The sequence below is a fragment of the Streptomyces sp. HB132 genome (genome assembly GCF_016909575.1).
In the GTDB taxonomy this organism is placed as follows: domain Bacteria; phylum Actinomycetota; class Actinomycetes; order Streptomycetales; family Streptomycetaceae; genus Streptomyces.
This window is the reverse complement of sequence record NZ_JAFBGA010000002.1, coordinates 702,634-728,215: the sequence shown is the minus strand read 5'-3', so window position 1 is coordinate 728,215 and position 25,582 is coordinate 702,634. Positions and strand designations below refer to the sequence as shown.

General features: G+C 69.4%; 22 protein-coding genes, 1 tRNA gene, 1 pseudogene and 1 riboswitch. Of the genes and pseudogenes, 9 read left to right on the top strand and 15 right to left on the bottom strand.

Features of this window, described 5'->3' with window-relative positions; all coding sequences use genetic code 11:
- Positions 1–93: 93 nt before the first annotated feature.
- The 4 genes and pseudogenes from JOC24_RS07595 to JOC24_RS07580 all read right to left on the bottom strand — a co-directional run bounded on the left by JOC24_RS07595 (position 94) and on the right by JOC24_RS07580 (position 3,599).
- Positions 94–1,134: a M23 family metallopeptidase gene (locus tag JOC24_RS07595; protein WP_205019300.1), complete on the bottom strand. Its 1,041-nt coding sequence runs from the start codon at positions 1,132–1,134 to the stop codon at positions 94–96.
- Positions 1,135–1,145: 11 nt separating this feature from the next.
- Positions 1,146–1,298: riboswitch (cyclic di-AMP (ydaO/yuaA leader) on the bottom strand.
- 233 nt (positions 1,299–1,531) lie between these two features.
- Entirely contained in the window at positions 1,532–2,692 is a 1,161-nt protein-coding gene (locus tag JOC24_RS07590) for a PP2C family protein-serine/threonine phosphatase (protein WP_307792649.1), read from the bottom strand.
- Between the two features lie 133 nt (positions 2,693–2,825).
- Positions 2,826–3,424: pseudogene (locus tag JOC24_RS07585) on the bottom strand (TipAS antibiotic-recognition domain-containing protein).
- Between the two features lie 101 nt (positions 3,425–3,525).
- Positions 3,526–3,599 (bottom strand) — tRNA-Met (locus JOC24_RS07580).
- 452 nt (positions 3,600–4,051) lie between these two features.
- Between JOC24_RS07580 and JOC24_RS07575 the strand changes: the two genes are divergently transcribed.
- The 3 genes from JOC24_RS07575 (at position 4,052) to JOC24_RS07565 (ending at position 6,108) form a co-directional block, all read left to right on the top strand.
- Positions 4,052–5,437 carry an FAD-binding oxidoreductase gene (locus JOC24_RS07575; protein ID WP_205019299.1) on the top strand — a complete coding sequence of 462 codons (1,386 nt, stop codon included), beginning with the start codon at positions 4,052–4,054 and terminating at the stop codon, positions 5,435–5,437.
- Between the two features lie 217 nt (positions 5,438–5,654).
- Positions 5,655–5,813: a hypothetical protein gene (locus JOC24_RS07570; protein WP_205019298.1), complete on the top strand. Its 159-nt coding sequence runs from the start codon at positions 5,655–5,657 to the stop codon at positions 5,811–5,813.
- Positions 5,814–5,886: 73 nt separating this feature from the next.
- Entirely contained in the window at positions 5,887–6,108 is a 222-nt protein-coding gene (locus JOC24_RS07565; protein ID WP_205019297.1) for a hypothetical protein, read from the top strand.
- A gap of 106 nt (positions 6,109–6,214) precedes the next feature.
- Here the strand turns inward: JOC24_RS07565 and JOC24_RS07560 are convergent, their stop codons facing one another.
- Together JOC24_RS07560 and JOC24_RS07555 are read right to left on the bottom strand one after the other, a co-directional pair.
- The gene (locus JOC24_RS07560) at positions 6,215–7,555 is read right to left on the bottom strand and encodes an ABC transporter substrate-binding protein (protein WP_205019296.1); all 1,341 of its coding nucleotides are present in this window, start codon (positions 7,553–7,555) and stop codon (positions 6,215–6,217) included.
- A 466-nt stretch (positions 7,556–8,021) separates the two neighbouring features.
- The gene (locus tag JOC24_RS07555) at positions 8,022–9,476 is read right to left on the bottom strand and encodes an MFS transporter (protein WP_205019295.1); all 1,455 of its coding nucleotides are present in this window, start codon (positions 9,474–9,476) and stop codon (positions 8,022–8,024) included.
- 210 nt (positions 9,477–9,686) lie between these two features.
- On the opposite strand from JOC24_RS07555, the gene JOC24_RS07550 reads away from it, so the two are divergent.
- Positions 9,687–10,142: a MarR family winged helix-turn-helix transcriptional regulator gene (locus JOC24_RS07550; protein WP_205019294.1), complete on the top strand. Its 456-nt coding sequence runs from the start codon at positions 9,687–9,689 to the stop codon at positions 10,140–10,142.
- Positions 10,143–10,209: 67 nt separating this feature from the next.
- Here the strand turns inward: JOC24_RS07550 and JOC24_RS07545 are convergent, their stop codons facing one another.
- Positions 10,210–11,208, bottom strand: coding sequence for a helix-turn-helix transcriptional regulator (locus JOC24_RS07545; RefSeq protein WP_205019293.1), 999 nt, complete (start codon positions 11,206–11,208; stop codon positions 10,210–10,212).
- Between the two features lie 93 nt (positions 11,209–11,301).
- Here JOC24_RS07545 and JOC24_RS07540 point away from each other — a divergent pair, with 93 nt between their 5' ends.
- Complete coding sequence (locus tag JOC24_RS07540; protein WP_205019292.1) at positions 11,302–11,700, top strand: VOC family protein; 399 nt, start codon at positions 11,302–11,304, stop codon at positions 11,698–11,700.
- 56 nt (positions 11,701–11,756) lie between these two features.
- Here JOC24_RS07540 and JOC24_RS07535 read toward each other — a convergent pair whose 3' ends face one another.
- Positions 11,757–12,392: a maleylpyruvate isomerase family mycothiol-dependent enzyme gene (locus tag JOC24_RS07535; RefSeq protein ID WP_205019291.1), complete on the bottom strand. Its 636-nt coding sequence runs from the start codon at positions 12,390–12,392 to the stop codon at positions 11,757–11,759.
- 215 nt (positions 12,393–12,607) lie between these two features.
- Between JOC24_RS07535 and JOC24_RS07530 the strand changes: the two genes are divergently transcribed.
- A complete protein-coding gene (locus tag JOC24_RS07530) occupies positions 12,608–12,934 on the top strand; it encodes an SCO4225 family membrane protein (protein ID WP_205019290.1) in 327 nt (108 codons plus the stop codon).
- 1,311 nt (positions 12,935–14,245) lie between these two features.
- Here the strand turns inward: JOC24_RS07530 and JOC24_RS07520 are convergent.
- The 3 genes from JOC24_RS07520 to JOC24_RS07510 form a co-directional block, all read right to left on the bottom strand.
- The gene (locus tag JOC24_RS07520) at positions 14,246–15,700 is read right to left on the bottom strand and encodes a serine/threonine-protein kinase (RefSeq protein ID WP_275588346.1); all 1,455 of its coding nucleotides are present in this window, start codon (positions 15,698–15,700) and stop codon (positions 14,246–14,248) included.
- A 193-nt stretch (positions 15,701–15,893) separates the two neighbouring features.
- Positions 15,894–16,385, bottom strand: a complete 492-nt coding sequence (locus JOC24_RS07515) for a hypothetical protein (protein ID WP_205019287.1) — start codon at positions 16,383–16,385, stop codon at positions 15,894–15,896.
- A gap of 11 nt (positions 16,386–16,396) precedes the next feature.
- Complete coding sequence (locus tag JOC24_RS07510) at positions 16,397–17,854, bottom strand: helix-turn-helix domain-containing protein (RefSeq protein ID WP_205019286.1); 1,458 nt, start codon at positions 17,852–17,854, stop codon at positions 16,397–16,399.
- Positions 17,855–18,428: 574 nt separating this feature from the next.
- On the opposite strand from JOC24_RS07510, the gene JOC24_RS07505 reads away from it, so the two are divergent.
- From JOC24_RS07505 to JOC24_RS07495, 3 genes are all read left to right on the top strand, one after another.
- Positions 18,429–18,914: a glycine-rich domain-containing protein gene (locus JOC24_RS07505; RefSeq protein WP_205019285.1), complete on the top strand. Its 486-nt coding sequence runs from the start codon at positions 18,429–18,431 to the stop codon at positions 18,912–18,914.
- 64 nt (positions 18,915–18,978) lie between these two features.
- Positions 18,979–19,641: a class I SAM-dependent methyltransferase gene (locus JOC24_RS07500; RefSeq protein WP_205019284.1), complete on the top strand. Its 663-nt coding sequence runs from the start codon at positions 18,979–18,981 to the stop codon at positions 19,639–19,641.
- Positions 19,642–19,683: 42 nt separating this feature from the next.
- The gene (locus tag JOC24_RS07495; protein WP_205019283.1) at positions 19,684–20,241 is read left to right on the top strand and encodes a hypothetical protein; all 558 of its coding nucleotides are present in this window, start codon (positions 19,684–19,686) and stop codon (positions 20,239–20,241) included.
- Between the two features lie 52 nt (positions 20,242–20,293).
- Here the strand turns inward: JOC24_RS07495 and JOC24_RS07490 are convergent, their stop codons facing one another.
- From JOC24_RS07490 to JOC24_RS07475, 4 genes are all read right to left on the bottom strand, one after another.
- Positions 20,294–22,027 (bottom strand): relaxase/mobilization nuclease domain-containing protein, encoded by a 1,734-nt coding sequence (locus JOC24_RS07490; protein ID WP_205019282.1) that lies wholly within the window; start codon positions 22,025–22,027, stop codon positions 20,294–20,296.
- Positions 22,024–22,422, bottom strand: coding sequence for a MobC family plasmid mobilization relaxosome protein (locus JOC24_RS07485; protein WP_239579829.1), 399 nt, complete (start codon positions 22,420–22,422; stop codon positions 22,024–22,026). The genes JOC24_RS07490 and JOC24_RS07485 overlap by 4 nt, the downstream gene beginning before the upstream one ends.
- A 495-nt stretch (positions 22,423–22,917) precedes the next feature.
- Positions 22,918–23,790, bottom strand: a complete 873-nt coding sequence (locus JOC24_RS07480; protein WP_205019280.1) for a DUF2637 domain-containing protein — start codon at positions 23,788–23,790, stop codon at positions 22,918–22,920.
- A gap of 420 nt (positions 23,791–24,210) precedes the next feature.
- Positions 24,211–25,524, bottom strand: a complete 1,314-nt coding sequence (locus JOC24_RS07475; protein ID WP_205019279.1) for a DUF3631 domain-containing protein — start codon at positions 25,522–25,524, stop codon at positions 24,211–24,213.
- Positions 25,525–25,582 lie beyond the last annotated feature (58 nt).

The window sequence follows — 25,582 nt, the reverse complement described above, 5'->3', positions numbered from 1 at the left end:
GTGCGTCAGGGCCGCCGGGGTTCGGGTGCGCCGAATACCGGCAGCGGGGTCTTCCGCCCGTACCTCTCCGGTGCGGACGGAAGACCCGGGGCCTCAGATGGTGAGGCCCTTGCCGCGGAGCCAGCTCATGGGGTCGATGCCCGTGCCGTCCGCGGTGTGGATCTCCAGGTGCAGGTGCGCACCGGTCACGTTGCCGGTCGCGCCGACGCGGCCGATGGTCTGGCCGGTGGTCACCTTCTGACCGGCGCTCACGTCCATCGAGGACTGGTGGCAGTACCAGACCTCGGTGCCGTCGTCGAGTTCCAGGACCGTGCGGTAGCCGTACGACCCGGAGTAGCCGGCCGACTTCACCGTGCCGCTGTGGACGGCCTTGACCGGGGTGCCGGTCGGCGCCGCGAAGTCCAGCCCGGTGTGGTGGCCGGAGGACCACATCGGACCGGCCTGGCCGAAGGACGAGCTGATGTAGTAGGAGGAGGTCGGGACGGCGTAGCTGGCGGCGAGCTTGGCGAGACGCTCGGCCTCGGCCTTCTTCTTCGCCGCCTCTTCCGCCGCCTTCTTCTCCGCGGCGGCATCGGCTTCGGCCTGGCTCTGCTTCTTGGCCGCCTGGGACGCGGCCGCTTCGACAGCCGCCTTCTCCTGCGCGGCCCTGGCCTCGGCCTCGGCTCCGGCCTGCTGCTGCTCGGCCTGCTGGAGGATGCGGGCGCGCAGCGCCTCGCCGGCGTCGGTGCTGCCCTGCTCCGCCTCGGCGGCGGTGATCCCGGCGGTGGTGAGCGGGGAGGACGCGGCGACCGTCTCGTGGTCCGAGCCGGAGTCGCCGGACATGAACGCGCCCACGCCGGGAAGGGACTTGGCATCGGGAAGATTGTCCGCGATGGAATCGGGGAGAGAGATGGAGACCGGCGGCTTGCTCTGCGCGGTGGCCATACCACCCGCGCCGACGGCCGCGATGACGCCGACGCCGAGGACGGTGGAGCTACGGGCGAGGCCGCGCTGCTTGGCTACGCGGTGCCGGCCGCGTACGGGGCGGATGGACTCCTCGGTGGGGTTCCATTCCTCCCAAGTCCTGCCCTCATCACCGAAGCTGTCGGTCCTGAAGGATGACGGTGCCTCGGGGGCAGGCTGATTCGACGCCACGTGGGCGCTCTCCTTTCCTTCCTTCTCGCCTACCGGGTTAGCTGACGGGTTCGGAGCAGGAAGGTCTCCTACGGACCCCTTCGCCTCTCGCGAGACACAGGTGTCCGATTCACCCCATGTAGGTGGTTCCCCGGTTCCCTTGCGGAATTCGGCGCTGCGCACGGTGCCGTCTCTTGCGACGACAGGTACAACCGCGCTGCGTTATCGAACGTTAATAGACACCCGGCTCCGAATCCAAGCCGTTCCGACAGATCGTTCATGGCCCTGGCCTGGACTTTAAGGGTTCAATCGGGCGCAAACGGGCGACTTGAGCAGCCCTTGGCCAGCCATCAGTTTCTGACGGTACGTCAAATGTTATGCGGAGCGGGGTCCTTCGACTACCGACGGTCGCGACGGGTCATTCACTGTCCCGTCGCACGATCTTCACTGTCGTCCGCCGCTCCTGCTGCCCCCGCGCGGGACGGCCGATCGCGAGCAGCGCCAGGTCGTCCGTCGACCGGCCCCCTGTGTGCAGCCGTACGTCGTCGGTCAGCGCGGACAGCAGTTCCTCGGGCCCCGGGAAGAGCCGGCCGCTCAGCCGGGCCGCCGGGTCGTAGAAGACGCCCTTCGCGTCCCGCGCCTCGGAGAGCCCGTCGGTGAACGCCAGGAACATCGCCCCGGCCGGCAGCGTCCACTCGTCCGAGCGGTCCGGCCGGGCGCCCAGTCCCATCCCGAGCGGCAAGGCGGGCACCGTCGGCGCCAGTACCTCCAGCGCCCCGTCCGCATGCAGCACGAGCGGCTCGGGGTGACCTCGGTTGACGACCCGCAGCACGTCCGAGCCGACCGGGATCTCCGCGAGAACAGCGGTGACGAACCCCTCCATCGAGTCGAAGCCGCCCCGGCGCGACCCCTCACGGGCCAGCGCACGTTCCAGCCGCTGGGCCACTCCCTCCAGAGACATCTCCTGCTCGGCGGCCTCCCGGAACGCCCCGATGACGACCGCCACCGCCCCCACCGCGTCCAGCCCCTTGCCCCGTACGTCCCCGACGACCAGACGCACCCCGTGGGGGGTGTCCGCGACGGCGAAGAGGTCGCCGCCGACGAACTCGTCCGCCTGGGCCGCCTCGTACCGCGCCGCGACCAGCAGACCGCCGATCCGGTCGTCCGGGGTCGGGAGCACCGCGCGCATCGCCGTCTCCGCGATGACCCTGGCCGAGGCCAGTTGCTCGTTCCCGCGGCGCACGACGCTGTTGATGACGAGGGAGAGCGCGGCGACGGTGACCAGGGTGAGCAGGTCGGTGACCGGCACGACCTTGGCAAGCACGCCGTCCGAGATCCGGATGGCGAGGACGAGGAGGACCGCGACCACCCCGACGCGGACGGTCCCGGCCGGCGAGAAGAAGGGCGCGGCGATCAGCGGGGCGGCGGCGAAGAACGGAACAGCCGTGACCTCCGGCGGCGTCACGAGGTCGAAGACCACACCGGCACAGATCATCAGAGCGGGCAGCACACGCACGAAACGCCGGGAACGGGCGTTCCCGGCAGCGCTCCTCCGCCGTCCGCCGTCCCGCTTCCCCACCTGTGCACTCCTGCCCGGTCCACCCACGGCTGCGGACGGTACCGCGCCCCACCCAGGCTGGCCGGAGCCGCGCCGAGCGGCGACTCGTCATCGGCCAAAGGGAGGAGCGCGTCGTAGCCCCGCGCTCCGGAGGTCAGTCGGAGAGCCGGTGCTGCGCGTAGATCGTCAGTGCATCCCGTACGAAGACGGCGGTTCCGTCTCCGTAGCGATCGTAGTTCCTGCGGAAGCGGGGATCGGCGACGTACATCTCCCCGTGGCCTGTCACATACGCGCGGGTGGTCTCCACGGTCACCGACAGCCATGCGCAGTGCCGCCGCGCGATGTCCTGCGCCTCCTCGCCGCCGGCCTCCAGGCCGGCGGCCACGGCCCGCCCGTAGTCCCGGGCGATGGCGTCGTGCACGCCCCGGAAGCGGACGCGCTCCGCCTCGCTCAGTCCGCCCCACCACCGGCCGCTCCGCGCGTACGCCTCCCGGCCCCAGCGCTCGGCGACCTCCTGCTCGTGCGCCGTGTGGTCGAAGCCGTCGCACACTTCCTCGGCCATCGGTCCCTCCCCTTTTCGGCCCTGCGCACAGTGGTCCGGACCCGTCCGCACCCGTTCCGCACCCGGGCGATCATGTGGCGGCAGCCGTTGACACCCGCGCGGCTACGCGAGGGGAACGGCGTCTCCATGGTGCCGGAGGGCGCGGCCCGCGGTGCCGGCTCGTCGGCGATCTCCTGGACGGACCACCCCATGAAGCGAACGCCGGTCCCCACGTGACGTCGAGGTCAGGCCCGGCGACGGGCATACGACAGAGGCCCGGATCCTCAAAAGGATCCGGGCCTCTGTCTTTCAGTAGCGGGGACAGGATTTGAACCTGCGACCTCTGGGTTATGAGCCCAGCGAGCTACCGAGCTGCTCCACCCCGCGTCGTTGTGATTGCAACTCTAGCCCATTCAGGACGGTGCTCCGACCACTTTTGCCACCACCCCGCACCCCCAGGCGTTCACGGCATCCCCTTCGGCAGTGACGCGATACGCCAACGCGGTTGGCGCACAACGAAGTTGTCAGGCACAGAGTCGTACTCACGGGTTCGTCGGCGCGCCCGACAACGCCTCGGAGCCGGTGCCCACGTCCCCCGCGGAGGACATCGCGGCCGCACCACAGGAGTGACCCCGTTCGGCCTCGCGCCCCGGACCGGTCAGGTGCGCGGCCCCCGCGTTCCGCGATTGCGCGGTCTCCGGAGCGGCGGGACGCTGGACGGACAAGGCTTTCGGTGTTCGGTCCCGTCTGCGCGGCATCCCAGGGGTGCCGGTGTCGGCCGGCCCACCCGCTGCGATGGTGCCAGGGGAGGCCGAGCGCACGCGCGCTAGGAGACGATCATGGACGGCGCCCTGCTGGAGACGATGAGGACCGCTCTGCGCGGCCCGGTCATCGGCCCGGACGACCAGGAGTACGGGCAGGCCCGTACGGTCTACAACGGCATGATCGACAAGAAGCCGGCCGCGGTGGTCAAGTGCCGCGACACGGCGGACGTCATGGCTGCCGTCGACTTCGTCCGCGAGCACGGCCTGGACGTGGCCGTCCTGGGCGGCGGGCACAGCGGTCCGGGTCTCGGCCTCTCCGACGGCGCCGTCACGCTCGACCTGTCCCCCATGAACGGCGTGCGGGTCGACCCCGCCACGCAGACCGCCCAGGCGGACGGCGGGGCGACTCTGGGGGACTTCGACCACGCCACGCACGCGTTCGGCCTCGCCACCCCGGCGGGCATCATGTCCACGACCGGCATCGGCGGTCTCACCCTCGGTGGCGGGCACGGTTATCTCACCCGCAAGTACGGCCTGTCGGTGGACAATCTGGTCTCCGCGGACGTGGTCCTGGCCGACGGCAGCTTCGTCTCCACCAACCCGAGTGAGCACGCCGATCTGTTCTGGGCGCTGCGCGGCGGCGGCGGGAACTTCGGCATCGTCACGTCGTTCGACTTCGAGCTGCATCCCGTGGACACGGTGGGGGTCGGGATCACCCTGTGGCCCCTGGAACTCTTCCACGACGTCATGCGCTGGTACCGCGACTTCCTGCCGCAGGCCCCGGACGACCTGTACGGCTTCTTCGCCTCGCTGACCGTCCCGCCCGGCCCGCCCTTCCCCGAGGAGATCCACGGGCGGAAGATGTGCGGTGTCATCTGGTCCTCGACCGCGGACCCGGAATCCCTGGGTGAGACCCTCGCCGTGGTCGACGAACCGGGTCCGCCCGCCTTCCACTTCACGACGCCCATGCCCTACCCGGCCCTGCAGAGCATGTTCGACGGGCTGATGCCGGCCGGACTCCAGTGGTACTGGCGCGGGGACTTCTTCGACCGGATCACGGACGACGCCGCCGACGTGCACGCCGCCTTCGCCGAGAAGCTGCCCACCGGCCTGTCGACCATGCACATGTATCCGGTCGACGGCGCCGCCTCCCGGGTCGGGCCCGACGACACCGCCTGGGCCTACCGCGACGCCGTCTGGTCCGGGGTCATCGCCGGCATCGACCCCGACCCTGCCAACGCGGCGGCGCTGCGGGAGTGGGCGGTCACTTACTGGGAGGCGCTGCACCCGCACTCCATGGGCGGCGGATACGTGAACTTCATCGGCACCGACGAGTCCCAGGACCGAGTCCGGGCGACCTACCGGGGGCACTACGACCGGCTCGCGGAGGCCAAGCGGACCTACGACCCGCACAACCTCTTCCACGCAAACCAGAACATCGAACCCGCACCGCCGCACTGACCATCACGCCGGGCCCGCAATTCCGAGGGAAAGCCGTGCCGGGAGGGTTACAGTCTGCATGCACAGTTCTGCAACGCGCCGCACGATGATCCGGACGCCCCCGGAACGGCGCGACACCGGCGGCGGCACCTCGTAGCCGTACCGGTCGGGACCAGTCCGGCATCCAGAGGCTCGGTCACGGGGCTCTCACCACACACCTACGTACAGGACACCTGAGATGACCGACATGTCTGTCCGCACGATCCAGCGGCCCACCGACGGCCCGTCCGCGATCGTCACCGCCGACATGGGCACCGCGGCTCCGCGTCCCACCCCGCAGTACGCCAACCTGTTCATCGAGCCCGACCTGCCGCCGTTCACCGAGGACGCCGAATGACCGGGACGCCCGCGATCCGCCCCTGATGGCCTGCTTCGGGTGACCGGCACGGCCGCACGGTCGTTGGAAGGCCATGCGCATCCGTATCGGTGTGGTCGTCCTCGCAGTGGTCCTGCTGATCACCGCGTTCATCTCGAACATCCCGTCCCAGGCCGAGACGGAGCTGGCCTGCCGCCGGGCCCTCGACAACACGTCGACGTGGACCAACCGGCCGGACATCTGCCTGGACGTGTCCGCGGAGACCTACCGGACGTTCCTCCTGATGTACGAGCTGCGGGAAGAGGGCCTGGACTGAGCGGGCGGTGCCCGGCCGCCGGGGGTCCGTCGGGACGCGCCCGGCCACCGGGCCCCGGGAGGCGTGGAGCGGCGCCGCCGCTCCCCCGGGGCGGGGCGGCGGTTCGTCAGCCCTGCTGTTCCTTCCACTCCGCCTGGGCCGCGTCGAGGTCCTCGGCGAATGTGTCCAGGAAGTCCTCGGCGCTCATCTTTCCGAGCAGCACCTTCTGGAAGCCCGACTCGCTGTCGGCCTTGGACAGGGTGTTCCAGTCCGGCAGGTAGTAGGGGAGCTGGACGATCTTGGTGTTGCCGGAGAACAGCGCCTCGGCACCGAGCTTGGTGGTCTCGGCCTTGTCGAGCCAGGGGTCCTCGGCGGCCTCCTTGTTGGCCGGGATCAGGCCCGCGGACTCGCTGAACTTGGAGTTCGAGGCGTGGGAGGCCGCGAACTCGATGAACTTCCAGGCCGCCGCCTTGTTCTCGGACGACTTGAGCAGGCCGAGGCCGGAGACCGGGTTGGAGACCATCACCCGGGTGCCGTCCGCCAGTTCGGGCTGAGGGATGCCGCGGAACTTTTCGACTCCGAGCGAGCTCACATGGTCCTGGTAGGAACCCAGGTTGTGGTTGAGCATGGCGATGCCGCCGGAGTCGAACTGCGCGACCATCTTGGTGAAGTCGTTGTTGAGGTCGGCCTCCGGGGTGGCCTTCTTGTACAGACCGACGTACTTCTCGAGCGCCGCGACGTTCTTGGGGTCGTTGACCGTGGTCTTCGTCCCGGATTCGTCCCAGAAGGACTCGATGCCCGACTGCCCGTACATCGAGTCCAGCGCCTGGGCGATGGAGCCCGGGCCGCCGCGGATGGTGTAGCCGAACTGGTTCTTCTTCTTGTCCGTCAGCTTCGCCGCGGCCGCGTAGAACTCGTCCCACGTGTTCGGCTCGCCCAGCCCGGCCTTCTCGAACAGGTCCGTCCGGTAGTAGAGGACGCCGTTGGTGGCGGAGATCGGCACCGTGTACGTCTCGTCCCGGCCGGCGGCGCTCCTCACGTTCTCGACCATCGCCTCGTTGAGCTTGCCCTTGAGCGAGCTCGACCCGATCCGGTCGTCCAGCGGTTCGAGCGCGTCCTGGGCGGTGATCCCGGCGACCATCGCGGCACCCACACCGCCGACGTCCGGCAGACCGCCGCCCTGGATGGCCGTGTCGTACTTGGACTGCGCCTCGGTGGAGGCGATGCCCACGTACTGCACCTCGACGTCCGGGTTGGCCTTCTCGAAGTCGGCGATGATCTCCTTCCAGATCGCCGTACGGACACCGCCGTTCTCGTCCCAGAAAACGATCTTCCCGGTGCCGGAGCCCTCGGCGCCCTTCGCGCCGGTGGCGGCGCTGCCGTCGTCACCGCAGGCGGTGGCGGTGAGGGCCAGGGCCGAGACCAGCGATATCGCGGCGGCGAGACGGCTGTTTCGGGGCTTGATCATGGTCGGCTCTCTTCTCTGGGTGCTCACCGGCGGGCGCCGGGCAACGGGGTGCGTCGTCGTGTGAAGCCGTGGGGGTCGGCGTGGCACAGGAGTCCGGCGTCCTGCGGAGCCGGGGTGGGCGGAGCGGGCTGGGTGTCCGATCGCCACCCCGCCCCGTCGCGTCCCGTGACGGGGGCCGAGTGACGCGGCCCCTTCCGTTCTTCGGCGAACGGGCCGTTCAGCGCCTCCCGCGACGGCCGGGGCAGCAGGGGCGAGGGCTCGGGGCTGGCTGCATACGGCGCTCGGCTCTCATATCACGTCTCATATATGACATACGAAGGGCAACGCGAAGAACGTAAGTCGGCCCACAGCCACGGTCAATGCCCGTGCACGAGAAAGTTCCGGCGCCCGGACACAGCAGCGCCCCGGCCGGTCCGACCGGTCGGGGCGCTGCTGCTGTCGTACGGGACGTGCCCGGTGGTCGTGGTCAGGCTTCGACCGTCACCTTGCCGGCCGTGGCGGGACCGGTCCTGTCGCCGTCCGCGGCGGGACGGACGAGGCCCGGGATGAAGGCGGCCACGGCGGCGGCGACGAGGGCGACACCGCAGCCGATCATCAGACCGACACGGAAGCCGTCCTCGGAGGCGAGCGAGTAGCCGCCGAGGTTCATGGTCATCTGGGCCAGCACCACACCGATGACGGCCGAGCCGATGGTGGTGCCCAGCGAACGCATCAGGGTGTTGAAGCCGTTCGCGGCGGCGGTCTCGGAGAGCGGGACCGAGCTCATGATCAGGGCGGGCATAGCGCCGTAGGCGAGGCCCACGCCGCTGTTGATGACGATACCGACGACCATCAGACCCCAGGCGGAGCCCATGAGGAACAGGGAGATGCCGTAGCCGAGCGAGATGACGAGCGCGCCCAGGACAAGAGCGATCTTGGGGCCGCGCGCGTTGATCAGCTTCCCGCCGAGCGGCGAGACGATCATCATCATCACTCCGCCGGGGGCCATCCAGAGGCCCGCGGCCAGCATCGACTGCCCGAGCCCGTACCCCGTGGCCTCGGGGAACTGCAGCAGCTGGGGGGCGATCAGCATGAAGGAGTACATGCCCACGCCGACCAGGATCGACGAGACGTTGGTCAGCAGGACGCGCGGGCGCGCGGTGGTGCGCAGGTCGACCAGCGGGTCGCGGGTACGCAGTTCGTAGAACCCCCAGGCGCCGAGGGCCAGGACCGCGACGGCGAACAGGCCGAGCGTGGTGCCCGAACCCCAGCCCCAGTCGGCACCCTTGGAGATCGCCAGCAGGAGCGACACCAGGCCGATGGCGAGCCCGATCGCGCCGGGAGCGTCGAAACGCTGCCCCTTGGCAGGGGCCGGGATGTCGGGGACGAAGGCCCGGATGAGCACGGCGATCATCAGCGCGAGGACGGCGGAACCCCAGAACAGCACGCGCCAGCTGGTGTATTCGGCGACCGCGGCGGAGATCGGCAGACCGAGGGCGCCGCCGATGCCCATGGAGGCGCTGACCAGGGCGATCGAGCCGCTGAGCTTCTCGGCGGGGACCACGTCACGCAGCAGCGCGATGCCCAGCGGCACCATGCCCATCCCCATGCCCTGGAGGCCGCGCCCGACGATCATCGGGACCACGGAGGAGGCCAGCGCACACACGACGGAGCCGACGACGAGCGGGACCGCACACGCCAGCAGCATCCGGCGCTTGCCGAGGAGGTCGCCGAGGCGGCCGGTCACCGGCACGCAGACTCCGGCGACCAGGAGGGTGACGGTGACCACCCACGCCGCGTTCGAGGACGAGGTGTCCAGGATTCGCGGCAGCTCCGCGATGAGCGGCGTCACCAGCGTCTGCATGACCGCCGCGACGGTCCCGGCGAGTGCCAGCGTCGTGATCACGCCGCCTGCGCGTGCTGTGGGCTTGGGGGCGTCCATGTCTTGGATCCTCGGCTATCTGTTCGGTGGGAAGCTTTGGCATCGTACATTTCTATTGCATCATGCACACCTTGTGGTCCATGCACTTTCTCGTAAACTTACGATGAAGTCACCACGCACGAACGGCTCCACCACGGCCCTCACCACAGCCATCACGACGGCACGACGACACACCGGCCCCGCCCGGCAGGAAGCAGGAGGTGCCCGCGCATGGACAGGGCAACGCAAGAGGTCGAGTACGAGCAGATGCTGCTCAGCCGCCACGGCCTGCTGACCCACAGAAAGGGGCGCCGCAAGGACGGCCTCCTGGAACGCAGCGCGTACGTCCTGCTCAGCCGCATCCGCGTCCAGGGCCCCATGTCGGTCGGTGAGCTCAGCGAAGCCTTCGACCTCGACGTCTCGACCCTCAACCGGCAGACCGCCGCGGTCCTGCGCGAGGGCTTCGTGGAGCGGATCCCCGACCCCGACGGGGGCATGGCCCGCAAGTTCCGCATCACCGAGGAGGGCGCGCGGACCCTCGACACGGAACGCGAGGGCATGGTCAGTTCCCTGGAACGCGTCATGGCCGACTGGCCCGACGAGGACATCTCCGCCTTCGCCGGCTACCTGCGGCGCTTCAACTCCGACATCGAGCGCATCGGCGGCCGCCCCTGGCCGCGGCCCTGAGCCCGGCACACGGGGGAAGCGGCGCCCTCCCGGGCAAGGGCCGGGCGCCCGGATCAGCCACTCTCCGTCAGGCCCGGCGGGCGTCGGCGGCGAGGCGATCGGCGAACGCGACGACGAGGTCACGCAGCTCGTCGGGGCCCTCGACGACGAACGGCCGGTCGATCGACGCCAGCACCGGCGGCAACCAGTCCAGGCGTTCCGCCCGCAGCAGGACGCGCCACCAGCGCTCGGGCGCCGGGTCCTCGGCCGACGGGTCCTCGTACTCCTTCATCTCCTCCAGGACCGCGACGGCGGCGGGAAGACGGGCGCGGATCTGCTCGACGGTCCCGTGGATCCGCAGGGTCACCTCGTGCCGGTACTCGGCCGTGGCGAACCCGGTCAGCACACGCCGGGCAGGATCGATGTCCACGGGCACGTCGAAGGTCCCGGGCAGCGTCCGCGCGTCCGTGATCCGGTCGAGCCGGAAGGTCCGGTCCTCGCCGGTCCGGGTGTCCGGGCCGGTGACGTACCACCGGCCCGCATGGGCGACGATCCCGTACGCGTGCAGGGTGCGCTCGGTTCGCCGGCCGTCCCCGCCGGTGTATCTCATCGAGACCGGCCTGCGGTGGCGTACCGCGTCGGCGAGGGTGAGCAGGACGCCTGCGTCCGGGGCGGCGAACCCGCCGGGCCGATCCGTGAAGGCGAGCGAGTCCAGGAGCGCGTCGAGCCGGGCGGCCAGGTGCCTGGGCAGCACCCGCCGGATCTTGGCCGACGCCGTCTCGCTCGCTGTCTCCCCGGCCGTCGTCAACCCCGCACGGCGGCCCGCGACCAGGCCCAGCAGCACGGCCAGTGCCTCGTCGTCGCTGAGCATGAGCGGCGGCAGGCGGTGTCCGGGGCCGAGCCGGTACCCGCCGTAACGGCCGCGCACCGACTCCACGGGCACGTCGAGGTCGATCAACTGGTCCACGTACCGCCGGACGGTACGCCCGTCGACACCGAGCCGGCCGGCGAGTTCGGCGACCGTCCGGGTGCCGCCCGACTGCAGCAGCTCGAGGAGGGTCAGCACGCGGCCGGTGGGGCGAAGCATGTTCAGAGCCTACGGCGAATACAGGGCGGATTCTGTCCACTATCGGCTCTAGCCTTCGACGAACACCCCTTCAGCACCGCCGAGGAGAGCACCATGGACTTCGTCTCGATCCGCGTCATCACCGGCGACGTACCCCGCCTCGTGGACTTCTACGAGCGCGCCACGGGCGTGCGGGCCACGTGGGGAGGCGAGGACTTCGCCGAGCTCAGGACCCCCACCGCCACCCTCGCGATCGCGAGCACCCGCACCGTCCCACTGTTCGCCCCGGGCTCCGCACGTCCGGCCGACAACCACAGTGTGATCACCGAGTTCCTCGTCGATGACGTGGACCGCGTGCACAGGGATCTGACCGGCCTCGTCACCGAATTCGTCGCCGAGCCCACCACGATGCCCTGGGGCAACCGCTCACTGCTGCTCCGCGACCCGGACGGCAACCTCGTCAACTTCTTCACACCTGTCACCCCCGAGGCCGTCGCGAAGTTCGGCCGCTGAGACCGCGTCCGACAGCTCATCCGGGAGCCGCGCCCCGACGTCGGAGCGACAGCCCGTCAGATCGCCGCGGTCAGCACGACGACTCCCGGTCCGTGGAGGTCCTCAAGTGCCACCCGCCGGCCGGAGACGGCCAGGAGCAGGGACAACGCGGGCCCGCTCACCTCCGGGCCTTCACCGGTCGCGAAGTCGTCGTCAGCAGCGGCCAGCCGGATACGGGACACGAGCTCCTTGGCCCCGCCGAAGGAGGCGGGAGTCCGGGTCTGCAGACGAAGTGACCTGACGACGGCCTCGCTCGCGTAGCAGTGCGCGAGTCCCAGCGGCCGACGGATGTCCTCGCCGTGCACGACCTCCTCGACGAGCCGGCTGTCGAGGGGCGCCGGCGGTGTCGACCTGCGCGACGCCACCCGCCGAAGCCGCTCGAGCGTCTCCTGCGGGGAGGCGCCCCGTTCACGCTCGACACCGCGGGTGTTCTGACCGTCGAAGTCGAAGCGCGCCCGGACGAGGCCGGCCAGGAAGCCCAGTCGCGTCGTCCGCGCGGTGTCGACCAGGTGGGCGACCACGTCGTGCACGGTCCACCCCGCGCAGAGCGACGGCTCCTCCCACCGCCGGTCGTCCAGACTCTCGAGGTCAGCGATGAGGGCCGCACGCTCGGCGTGGACCATCGACCAGACATCTCCCACGACTACCTCCATCGCCGATCACAGCACCCGCAGGAGAAGACTCGCGGCGCCCGGGGAACTCATCGGCTCCGTCCAGGAAGGCCCTGGGGAACGACGGCACTCAGCCCTCGATGCCGAGTCGGTCATCACTATACGAACTTAGGTATGAGTACTCATGCCGCAGCCGGCGACCCGACGGCATCGTGTGTCACACCGGCCAACACGGTTCCCTCACATCGGAGTTAGAGATGACTGCCTCGTCGCGTCCCCTGTCCCAGTCCCTTCGCCGCTCCCTGGTGAACCCCGCCGCCCTGGGCTATCTGGCCGTCGTGGCCGCCGTCGGCGTATGGGTCGGGGTGGACGCGCTTCTCGTCGAGCAGGTGGACGGCAGTTTCGCCGGGGTCTGGCTGTTCATCGTGACCGCCCCGGCCTCCCTGCTGTTCTCGGCCCTTCCCGGTGCACTGCCGTTCGCCGGCGTCGCCGTCGGTGCCGTCGTCCAGGCGCTGGCGATCGGGGCCGCGTACCGCTGGGCTCACGGTCGGACCTCGCGGCGCACCGCCGTTGCCGGCGCCTGAGGAAGCGCCATCGACCGACGGCCGGCGCGCCGGGACAGTGCGCCTCCGCGAACGGGACCGCATGCGAGTTTCACCTTTCGGCCCCGCGTACGGGGGAGGACGGCGGCAGGGAGAGTGCAGGGCATGGCGATGTGCAAGAAGTGCGGTGCGCGGAAACGCCGTTGGCCCCGCTCCTGCTCCCGGTGCCGTTCCAGGTCGTCGGATCGGGAGGACCCTGAGGAGGCGGCCATGGAGGCCGCCGAACTGGCCGTGGAAATGGGACTGCTCGGGTGGATCGGGCGGGGCGTCATGGCCGGTGTGCGGCTGGTACTGCGCACGATCGGCTGACCGCTGCGGCGCGAGATGCGTACCGCGCGTCCGGGGGCACGGCTCCCGGTGCGTACCTCCGAACTGCGCGTGGCGGTCCGGAACCACTCACCGTGAAGGCGTAGGCGCGGCTGATCGCACGGCGGGCACGGCGCACACGACTGAGCGCCCCTCCCGGCCGAAGCCGGGGAAGGGCGCTCAGTGCCAGGTCGGAGAGGGTGTACCCCCGCCTGTGATCGGTAGGCCGTGTGGGACTCGAACCCACAACCAACGGATTAAAAGTCCCGGCAGGATACTGCCGGAGCGTCCATCGGACACGCCACTGATCTAGAAATTCCTGGTCAGAGACCCGCGGTTGATGTCCGGTACAGATCTGACCCCGTCGTGCCAGCCCGTCCGCTCACGCATCGCTCACGCATCGGAGCTCAAGGAAGGCACGTCCTGACCTGCCGCTCAGCAGGGGCGGGAGGGGTTCTTGAACGGTGCTGCTCCTCCAGTGAAGCAACCACGACTGCAACCACGGGTCCTGCCGCTTACGCCCAGTGCCAGGCGTCAGCACTCCCTCGATGACCATGGACCCCGTATCCTCGCCGTTTCGGTGGGCTGAGGCGGCTGCCTTGATCACCAGCTGTTCGGTGGTCGGGGCGATTCTGTTATCTGGGCATGGTGGAGTCCCGGCTCAATGGTCGGCCTCTCTGGGTACTTCGGCAAGGCAGCGGAAAGCCATGGCCGGTTCGAGTCTCCAGGGCCAGGTCACAGAGCTCCGCAGGCGGGGGCGGCGTCCATCGAGGTAAGGCGGGCAGCAGCGGGTAGCGAAGTTTCTTGGGTTCAACGACGGCGACTTCGCCATTCAGCAGGAGGACGCGGGCCCAGGCGAGGAGATCGATCGCCGTGAGGCTGGGCTCAAGCCAGGTGGCACTGACGTCGAGATGGCGGGAAGGGGAGCGGCCGAAGCCAGTGTTCTTGCCGCACCGGAAAGCTGCCCGACCACCCCGTAACAGGGCATCAGGAGGAGCGCAGCAGTGCGATCAGAGCGGGATCGGGGTTGTATTTCCCCGCTGCGTGGTGGCGGAGGGCAACGTCCAGCCGGGTCAGCTCGGCACGAGTCGTGGCGGCACCGGTGAACAATAAGAGGATTCGCGCCGCGCGGGGATGACCCTTAACGCGGAACGGCTTAGGCACCTGCGCCACTGGGTTCCAGTTGTCACCCCAAGTAGCCTTGACCTCCCAATAGACCCTATCGATGCCGGGATGCCGGAAAGGGGCCAGGGTCACCGACTGGACGTCTCCCCAAAGGCCCCGCCAATTCCAATGTAGATGGACATAATTCAGACCTTGCCCAGTGACCTCGATTACGACTTCGCGTGGATGCCGGGTAGCCCATAAGCACAAGACAGAGCCCGGGATAAAGAAAACCAGACCCGGCACTACGAGCGATTCCCAGAGTCCGTCATCTCCGGATAGTAGATAATATAAAATGGTTCCGATACTGATTAGTAGACCTAACCCAATAAGGATCTTTCCGCCATCGGAATACCCCCAGGTGGGATGTGATACGCGCGCGTCCACGGCTGGGGTGGGTTCCGCAGCGGTCTGGGCGGGAGACGTTGCCGTGGTGGCTTCATGTCGCTGCATTGGGCGTGTGGGTGCCGGAAGGCTTGCGCCGTTCAAACGGTCGAGCAGCTTGCCCGGGGTCGGACGCCGCTCGGCCGACTTTTCCAGGCAGGCGGCGAGCACTTCCTGGAGCCCTTCTGGAACCCCATTCAGGCTGGGGGTGTCGTGAACCACGCGGTACAGCATGGCGGGGATGCTCTCTGCGTCGAAGGGGCCTTTGCCTGTTGCCGCGAAGACCAGCACGGTACCCAGCGAGAAGATGTCGCTAGATGGCCCGACGCGGCCTCCCGAAGCTTGTTCGGGGGACATGAAACCAGGGCTGCCGATGATGAGACCGGTGTCGGTAAGGGTGGTGAGACCCTGCACTGCCTTGGAGATTCCGAAGTCGATCACCCGTGGCCCGTCGTCTGTGGCCAGGATGTTCGACGGTTTGAGGTCACGGTGCACCAGGCCGGCACGGTGAATAGTCTCCAGAGCCTCAGCTAGGCCGACAGTGAGCGAGACTAGCTCGTCCACACCGTACGGCCCGTATTCGTTTACGTGTTCGGCGAGGTTTGGCGCGGCGATGTAGTCGGTAGCGACCCAGGGGGTGGCGGCGTCGGGGTCCGCGTCAACGATGGGCGCGGTCCAGAATCCACCGACGGCTCGCGCGGCTTCTATTTCGCGGCGGAACCGCTCGCGAAAGCCAGGGTCTGCCGCGATCTCGGGACGTACGACCTTCACCGCCACACGCCGTCTCCCGCGCGACTGGGCCAGGTAGACCTTCCCCATACCGCCTTCGCCCAGGCTGCCAGTAAGCCGGTACGGTCCTATTGCTGCAGGGTCCTCGGGCGCTAAGTCACGCATGCGAGCCCCTCGCTGCCGCGACGCCGCCGCAGCCGCGAGAGCCGGGCAGGGACCATTTCAGGGTGCGGGTCATCGTTGCTCTCCTGCCGAGCACTTGGTGATCTCAGGATTAGACGGAGCCGGGCATCTGCGGCCGATCTTCCCACGATCCAGGGCTAGCAGTGGCCCCTTTTGACAAGTCCGGATTGTCCCTTTACTCACACACGCGCCGCGTGGCCCCGGCGGGCCACACCACGTCTACCGCCAGCCCGGCCTGACGGGCTTGGCCAACGGTGTCGGCGGTTCCGCCGCCCTTGCCTGAAGGAGGTGTGCCGTCCCACACCGCGACGAGGCGATCCGCGCGGCGCAGCAGCTCGGCGTTCGCCGCCTCGTAGGCAGCCCGGTTCGCCTTCGTATGCGGCAGGGTTACGACGTCCTCGGCGGCCTCGACCAAGTGGTCGAAGACGGCGGCGTGGGCTGGCTTCACCTTCGTGGCGCGGTAGTCCGCGGAGGGGATCACGGCGATCAGGCGGCCTCCGATCGCGGTCACCTCTTCCGCGAAGAGGCTGTCTGCCCCCGCGGCGATGCACGACACCCCGGTCAGGTCGTCGCTGTACTTGGCAAGCAGGTCTCGCAGCGCGGCCCGTACCAGGGGCACGGTCTCGTCGGTCAGGTCCATGTGCCCGGTCACGGCAAGTGTTGTCATGCGCCCGTTCCTCAGCTCGACAGCAGGTCGCGGATACTATCCCGTGCCTCACGCACCGGACGCGAAGTGCTGTGTCCCACGGTGTAGGGATACAGCTGCCCGAGCTGTGCACGGACACGCCCCGACTGCGTACCTCGCGCGGCCTGCACCGCCAGGACAGTTTCAGCGGCCGCGCCTTGGACGTCACCGACAAGGAACTGGCACTCCGCCAGACCGATGCGGTCGAGCGCGTGGGAGCGCCCGGCTTCGGGACCCCGGGATGCCAGGGCGGCCCGGATTTGGCCCGCGGCCTGAGCGGCGTGGCGGCGCGGGTCAGTGCGGGAGAGGTCAAGGAGCCGTCCCCCGGTGACGCCCGCAAGTTCCGCCTCGTCAAAGTAGGCGATCCAGTACGGCTCGTCGCCATCCGCGCCGGCGTTGGATAGGACCTCGGCGGCCTTGGCGGTGGCCCGGTGGAATCCGGCGGTGCGGCCCTGCGCGGCGTATGCCCACGCCTCGCGAGTGTGGAGCATGGCGCGGACCCGGGGGCCGATCGCGTCGCGGGCACCCTCCTGGGCGAGGTGGATCAGCTGGAGTGCGTCGTCGGCCCGGTCGCGGTAGAGCATCTGTCGGGCCATGCCGGCCAGCACGTTGGCCCCGAAGGCAACGTCTCCTCCGGCGTGGGCGGCACGAAGGGCGAGACGGTAGTAGTCCTGCGCCCGCCTGTGCAGGCCGGAGTCCCACGCCATGGTGGCGGCGGTGCCGGCCAGTTGCGCCATCACGCGGTACAGGCGGTCTGTGACTGCTGGGGCCTGGTGGTCGTCAAGGGCGCCGGATACCTCGGCGAGCTGGCCGATGACCGCCTTCCTCCGCAGGCCGCCGCCGTACTGGTGGTCCCACTGGCGGAAGGCCCGCGCGGTGGTCTCCAGTTCTTCGACTTCCCGCATCCCGAGCCGGCCTGGGCGGCGTTCCCCTTGGACGGTGGCGGCCGGTACGAGCCAGCCTTCGAGGCTGTCGAGGAGGGCAGCGCCGGTTACCGCGGCACCGGCGAGGGCGCGAGTGAGGGCGCGTCGGTCCATCACGAGATCACTCCTGGTGAGGTGGGCAGCCAGGTTCACGGTGGCGTCGGGCCGCCACGGGATCTCGTCTGTGTCTGGCCGGGCACCTGACGTTTCTGGCTGGTCCTGCTGTGCTGTCGTGTGTTCGCCCTCCCAGGGGCGTGGCGCGAGCCCGAGCAGGCTGCCCGGGATGCGAAGGCCGTCGGCGATCCGGCAGACGACGTCGAACGAGGTGACGCGCTGGGCCCCGCTGATGATCGTGGAAACCTTGCCGGGGGTGAGCTGGCAGGCGGACGCGATGCGGTTCTGGGAGAGGCCGCCCCACTTCTTGATCAGGGTGAAGACAGCGGCGAAGTCGTGCTCGATGAGCGCTGCCCGGACGTCTGCTCTGTCGAGCACGTCGGGGGCGAGCAGGCCGGGGGTGGTGGCATCCATGGGCTGACTTCCGTTGCGATCCTATGCAGGCGCAGGCGCCTTACTGGAGCGCCAACGAGTGTATTACCGCTTCGGTAACCCCCGCCGGTCATCCCGCAGTTACCGCGCCAGGACGACGCTTTGGTGGCGACGGAAACCGCAAGCGACGCGGAGAGACCCATGGCGATGACGATGAAGGTGTACGAGGTGAACCGCGACGGCGGGATCCGGGTGCTGCAACCGGAAGCTGAGGTGGTCCCCCTCGAACGACCCGAGACCACCGACAGGTTCCCGGCCTGCGAGTGCCCACGGTGCAAGGGACGGCCGTGACCGCCACCCGGGAACTTCCCTCACTCGAAACCCTCACGTGGGGCCAGTCCGCCGGCCGGGCCTGCGTCTGGTGCAAGCGGCTGCTCACGACCGGAGCCGTAAGCGCCGGCACCATCCGATGCCGCGACGGCGCCCACGTCCTCGACACCGAGGTCTGGGCCTGCCCCGAGTGCGACGCCGGAGAAACCCCGCACACTTCCGCCCGGCCTACCGGCCAGGCGGGACCGCCCCGGCACAGGGGCACGTCCACCACAGGAGGAAGCACATGACCATCGCGTTGGAGCGTCCCGTGGGCACCACCGACCCGGCGACCCTCGTCGATCCCGAGATGTTGGAGCGGCTCGCCGCCCGCATCACCAAGGATCAGCCCGGCACCGACCTGCCCACCGCCCGCCGCATCGTCGGCCAGGCCGCAGCCTTCCTCGCCGCGAGTGCGGCCCTGCCCGACGCCGCGCTGTCGCCGAGCAAAGCCGTGGACGTCGGCTGGCACACGTGGATCCTCCACACCGTCGACTACTCCGCGTTCTGCGACCGCATCGCCGGACGGTTCATCCACCACGTCCCCACGCGGGAAGGCGAGAGCGTCGAAGGCGGGTCCGCAGCGACCCGGCAGCGCACCCTCGACGCCATGGCGGCCGCAGGGTTCCGGATCGACCACGATTTGTGGCCCGATGCCGCCATGATGGGCGAGTGCTCCCAGTGCCACGCGGGTTGCACCGACAGCCCGAACGGCGGCAAGAAGTCTGCGTAGTACCACCCCTATAGCCGGCCGCCCGGTGCACAACCGGGCGGCCGGCCCCATGAACGGAGCCGCAGTGACCGAAACCAAGGCGTGGGACACGTACTCGCAGCAGAAGCCGGAGCGGCGCCCGGTGAACGCGGCGGGCGAGACGACCTGGTTCAACTGGACGCAGTACCCCGACCATGGCCCCGGCGCCGAGGTCCTCGGCGTCCGCCCCGGCTCGGCCGTCCTCGAACTGGGCTGCGGCAAGGGCGGCAACCTCGCCCACCTCACGACCCTCGGCGCCCACGCGGTAGGGGTCGACGTCTCGCTCGCCCAGATCAAGGCGGCCGGCGCCCGCTGGTCCGACATGCAGATGACGCTGCACCGCACCGAGGCGACCCGCTTCCTCGATGAGACCGGAGCCAGCTTCGACTCCGTGTTCTCCGTGTTCGGCGCCATCTGGTTCACCGACCCCGCGGTCCTACTGCCCGCGATCCGCCGTCGTCTGCGCCCCGGTGGTGTCCTCGCCTTCTCGCAGCGGCCCCCGATCGAGGGCTGCTACGGGTGCCAGGCGTCGTACATCAACCGCTCCGAGGACCAGGACCCGCTCGTCGTGAAGCGCTGGGACTACGAACCCGACCGGTGGGTGGAGCTCCTCACCGAGCACGGTTTCACTGCTGCGACCGCTCGGGTCCTGCCCGCGCCACCCGGGCCGAGGAAGGTCGGCACGCTCCTCGTTCGCGCCCGTGGGTAGGGTTCCACCCACCGCCCGCTGCCGCGGTCTACGCTGCGCCGTATGACTGGGATTGACTGGGGCGACGCCCCGACCTGGATAGCGGGCGGGTTTGCAGCCGTCGCGGCGTTCTACACACGAAGCACGTTGAAGAGTCAGCAGAGCCAGATCGCCGAACAGCGAGAGTTCATCGCCCAGCAGTCCGCGAATCTCGCATTGGAACGGCAGTCTCTCACCGCAGACCTTGCCGACCGGCGTTCGTCCCAAGCCCGTCAGGTACGCCTCTCGGAACAAGCCCATGGGGCCGAGTTGAACGATGAGACTGGTCAGCTTGAGAACGCGAACCAGTGGTCCGTCACCGTGGTCAATGGCAGCGATGCCCCCCTGTATGACCTCTCCGTCACCTTCGGCGAGCAGCCGGCCACGTGGGTTGAGAGTCCCGGCCGGGCTGGAGGGCAGCCTCTGCGGATTTTGGCTCGGTCCAAGAGCGCCGAGTTCTCTTCACCGTTGTTCAGAGACACGGAACTGGGGAGCTCCCGAGCAGTGCTGCAGTTCAAGGATGATGACGGAATCGCCTGGAAACTCCACGCCAATGAGCGCCTGGAGAAGGTCGCCAGCTGAGGCGTTGGCGTCTGCTGGCGGGGCCTCTGGGCATCGGACTCTCGTTGCCGGCTCAGCGGCGTGGGCGACCCGGCCGGCTGGTGGGTGCTGTAGTTGTCATAGGCGGCTGGATGCTGGGAGACGGGGCGCTGAAGGCTGACGCGGTGGTGCTCCGTAGGCGGGCTGCTTCGGCGCGGCGGTTGGGTGCGGGGTTGCGGCTGGTGTGCTGGATGCGGGTGATCAGGACGCGGGCGGGCCTGTGGGCGGTGCCGAGTTCACGGCGGGCGGCAGCTTCTTTGAGGAGTTGGTGGGGTTTGTGGCCGCCGGCTTCGGCTTCGGCGAGGACCGTGGCGAGCGCGGGCCAGCCGGGGTCGGAGAGGATCCGCTCGGCGTGTTCGGGGACGGCTGCGCGTACGTCGTTGGCCAGGATGCGACGGATCTCCTCCTTGGAGGGGCGGACTGCCAGTTCGGTGAGTGTCGGACTGAGCGCGTCGTCGGCTGCCGACTGCAGGTGTTGGACGGCTTGGCGGGCGGCGTCGGCTTGGTGGGCGTGCTCCTTGGCCTCGTGCCAGCGTGCAGCGAGGATGGCGGCCCAGAGGAGTGCGGCGGTCAGGGCGGCGAGGGCGCTGCCGTCGGGCCCGGTGTCAGTGTTGACGATGTCGCGGGCCGCAGACCGCAGGGCGTGGGCGGCGCGGTCTTCGGCACGGATCTGAGAGCGCTGGGCACGGGCGAAGGTCCGGCTGGCCGCATGTAGTTGCGCACGGATATCTGCGGGGGCTTTCTGGGCGGTGGCTTCGATGAGTTCGCCCAGGGCAGTGATGTGCGCCTGCGCTCGTGCGTCCCCACCATCATCGGCGCTCGTGCCGGTCATCTCTGTGTGGAGGGTGTTGAGGGCTTCGGTGGCCTGGTGCCAGGCGGTGGCGGGTCGGTTGCGCCGGGCGGTGGGGTGTTCCTCGGGGGTGCTGGTCTCCAGGCGGGCCTTCAGCTTGGGCAGGGACAGGTCGGGGGCGATCTTCCCGCCGGGGTGGTAGATCTGCTCGCCGTCCTTGTTCAGGTCGCCGGGACGGCCAACGGCATAGCCCAGGAGATCTCCAGAGGGGCCGCGGCGGCGCTTGACCAGGATGTCGTCGGCTTCGAGATAGGCGAGGAGTTCCTCAGTGCTGGTGGCGTGCGGGATAGCGGCGCGGACACGGTCCTGGAGCCACTCGCGGCTGGTCTGCTCCCAGCCGAGGCGCTCGGACTTGTGCATCTCGGCCTGGGTGGGGCGTCGGGTGCCGGTGCGGTCGCCCTTCTTCAGGCGGCGCAGCCCGTAGTCCTTCTCGATCTCCCGGCAGGCGTCGCCAACGCGGATGCCGCTGTCGTGGAGCTTGGGACGACGGCCGTCTTCGCGAACGGTGGTCGCGAGGATGTGGACGTGGTCATCCGCATGGCGTACGGCGATCCACCGGCACGCCAGATCGTCGCCTTCGGGGGCGATGCCGGCTGCCTGCACGATGCGCTGGGCGATCTCGCCCCACTCGGTGTCGGAGAGGTAGCGGTCTTCGGGTGCGGCACGGACGGGGCAGTGCCAGACATGGTCGGTGACAGGCTTGCCGAACTCGCTGTTGCGCAGGCGTACAGGCTCGTCGAGGTGGTGGCCGAGTTCGGTCAGGGTGGCGTGTTCGTCGCGGCCGGGGTCGGGCATGCCGAGCATGGCGAAAGCGGCGATGAGGTGCGGGTCGAGGTGTTCGTCGTGTCGGCCGGGACCGTAGAGGTAGGCGAGCAGACCACGGGTGTTGGACCCGGCCGGTTTGATGGCTGCGATCACGCTGACTGTTTCTCCCTCGGGTCCGTGGGCTGACGCAGGGCCTCGGCGATCAGGGTGAGCAGGCGGTGGAGTTCGTCGAGGCGCTGGCGAATGTCAGGCGGGGTGAGGTCACTGTTGAGCGCGCGGGCGATCTGATTGACGTTGCTACCGATGCGGTTGAGGGCGCGCAGGACCTGGGCACGGAACATGTGGGTGCGGCGTCGGTCCTCGGACAGGGGGAGGTTCGCGGTGAATCGGCCGTCGACGAAGGCGAGGACAACGTCGGCGGCGAAGCCGGATTCGCCCTTGTAGCCGTGCTCGGCTGCGGCCTCCTGCAGGCTGGTGCGCTCGTCGTCGGTGAAGCGCAAGGGGCCGACGCGCTCAAGGCGCGCGTCGCCGGTGAACCGGCGAATCATTGGCTGGACACTCTGCACGGGGGGTTCCCCGACGACGGGGAGGTCAGTAGGCGTCGGGCGGAGGATCGCTTGCTGGGCGGCGTGAAGCGTGTCCGGGTCGGGGCCTTCCTCGGCCCCGGCCACGTGGTCCGGCGCCCCCTGGCGCTGGGCCGTCTCCGCCACCCCCGGGGCGGAGACCCCCGAAGATCGGCCATGAGTCGGACTCGGGGTACTACTGGCTCCGCCAGGAGCCGTCCGTCCGAACGCCTGCCGCAGACGTTCTGTCAACGTAGGCGGCTTCGTTGGCGGTATCGGCTCCTTGGAGTGGTGCGGGTCATGCGTCACGTGCGGGTCTCCAGGTAGAGGCGGGAGGGCAGATGGGCTTTCGGGACGGTCCGTGAGCTGTGTGCGGTCATACGAATCTGTCCGCAGGTATGGATGAGTGAGCGGCGCGCGGGTCGGCGTACCGCTTGGTCGGGTGACCGGAACGGGTTCCGGTCACCCAACATGGGCCGGTCAGCCGCTGGCCGGACCGCTTTCCGCAGAGGCTTTGATTTCCTTCCGGAGGACGCCCATCACCTCGGTCAGCCGTTCACTGGAAATCGGAAGGCCCTTGTCCTCAACTGCCTTCCGGACGGTGGCCCGGGTGAGTTTTCCCTGCTCGGTACCAGCGGTCCTGCCGATCTCCACGAGTTCCCTAAGTGGGGCGCCAGGCGGGCGGCCGCCTCGGGGCTTGCTCTCCGGAACCTCCGCAGGAAGTTCCGGAGACCCATCGGACGCGGCCACCGGTGGCTCCGTGACGGGGTCGAGTTGTGCTGGCTCCGCTGGCTTTCCGGCGGACCGGAGAGGTGCAGTGACCGACGCCCTCACCACCTGCCCGGAACCTGCGGGCGAGGGCCGCTCTACGTGCTGGTGGACCTGTCGCATCAGTACGGCGAAGGCCACCATCGCGGCTGCCGGGGGAACCGCGGCCACCACGTAGTCAAGGAACGGGGTATCGCCGGTATCACGCGTGCCACTGACCCCAGCAACGTTCAGCGCTATGGAGCCGACCGATCCGATTACGGTCACAGCGATAGCCCACCGGTCGGTGACCCGGCGCAGGCCCGCCCGGAGCATGAGCAGCTCGCCCGCGACGATGAACGCGTCCAGGGTGGCGGGCCACGCCCAGCGGCGGACCGGTGAACCTCCCAGCCCGTGCTGCCCGGCGACGCCGGCCAAGTGCGCGTAGGAAAGACAGAACGCTCCGGCGGTCAGGGCGACGATGACGATGCCGGCTGCGAGAAGCGCGTAGCGCTCGGCATCGCCCCGGGGCGATATTGGCCGTCCTTCGCCCGTCCGGCCGTCGGACGGCTGATGATGCGGGGGTGAAATGCGAGGGGTGGGCAAGCGGGTGCTCCTGAGGTGGTGGTGTGGTGCGTCTTTGGCGTCTTGGCCGTTGCAAGTGCAGGTCAGGGCCGTACGGCAGCAGCTCCGGCTATCCGTCTCGGCGGGTGCAGCCAGCGTCAGCTATGCCTCAACAGGGCTCAGGCAGTTCGCCGCGCCTGAGCCAGGTCCGGAGTGGCCACCTCCCGAGCAGGGGACGGCGGCCTTTGCGTCTTCCGTCTCACCGACCAAGGCCGTGACCTGCACTGATACGGCATGGACGCGAGAGACGGGGCAAGACGGATCCGGACAGCGTCTTGGGCGGCCACGCCGGTGGTCGTGATCGCGTTGCCGTCTTGGCCCCGGTCGCCGTCTCGGCCTCAGGCCGTTTGACCTGTGAGATCACGGCAAGGACGGCAGGGACGGCAACCAGGGCGGCGGGCCTCAGCCCTTGTCGGGGGCGGGGCGGGGGTCGACGGGGTGAACGGTGGGGCAGTACCGCCGCCAGCTGTCGAGGAACTTGTTGCGCGTGTAGCCCTTGCGTTGTGTTCCGTCGGCCATCCGGACGTTGCCCGGCCTGACGTCGAAGTCCCGCAGCAGCCTGCCTAGATCACGGGCGTTCAACCCGCCGCGACCCCACTCCGCCCACGGGCCTTCGGGGTCCTGGCGCAGGTGGTGGAGGAGGTCTTCGGTGGACAGGCTGTCCACCTCGCGCTGCGCGGCGAAGATCCGGCGGATGTCGGCGAGGATCCGTGCGCCGCCGGGGTGGTCGTCCTCGGCTGCCACTTCGGCGGCGACCATCCGCGCGCATGCCACTCGGGCCCGGCGCGGCCAGGGACCCCCGGCCAGCTCGGCGACGATCACCAGGGGCTCCCAGGTGTCGGCAGCGCGGTCCTCGACCGGCATATCCGGTTCCAGGATTGCTGCCTCCTCCAGAAGCGGCCTGACCCACGCGTTGATCCGGTCTCGCAGGTCGTGCAGGGCGGGGATGTCACGGCGCGAGCGGAAGGGCTTCACCTTCTCCCCCTCCGCCCGCCGACGCATCCGGATCACGACCGACCGGTCCATGACCGTGTCAGGCAGGTCGCCGATCCCTGCGATGGCCGCCATGGCGAAGGTGGCGAACTTGTGTGGGGTGTGGTCGTTACCGACGACCCGCGTCACGTAACGCCCTCGCTGATGACCGGCGTTGAGCAGGCCACGCGTCTCTTCGTTCCGCTCCGCCTGCTTCGGCGTACCGAAGATGGTGTCCGCCTCGTCCACCAGAAGCGTCGGTGGCTCCTCCTCGGTGATCGAGCGAAAGATCGCCGCAGGCGTGGTGTTGATCGTCAGCATCGGCTCGTAGACCGTCTCGGTCAGCACGTCCAGGAGCCGCGACTTACCGCACCGCTTGGCCGGACCCACCACCGCCAGGCGCGGCGCGTGTTGCCACGCGGGCTGGAGGTGTGTGGCTACCACCCACAACGTGATCGCATCCAGCGCCTCCGCTGACGGCGGGATCACGAACTGGGCTATCTGGGTATGCAATGCATCCAGCAGCGCGGAGCCCTGCGTCGACTCCGCATCAGGCATGCTCTCCAGCCCACTCGACGCTTGCGCCTCAGCGGTGCCAGGCGCGGGCACATCGCCGGTCAAGCCCGGAGCGGCATGGTCAGGCTGCGCGGCGCACAGGTGGGCACCAGGCCGACCAGGGATTGCGGTGGGGGGCCAGCTCGTCTTGGCGGGCTCGGAATAGCCTTTGGGGTTCTCGGGTTCCACTGGGCAGCTCCTCGTCTGGCGGTGGCGGGCTCGCCCGCCCATTCCGCCGGGTCGGTTC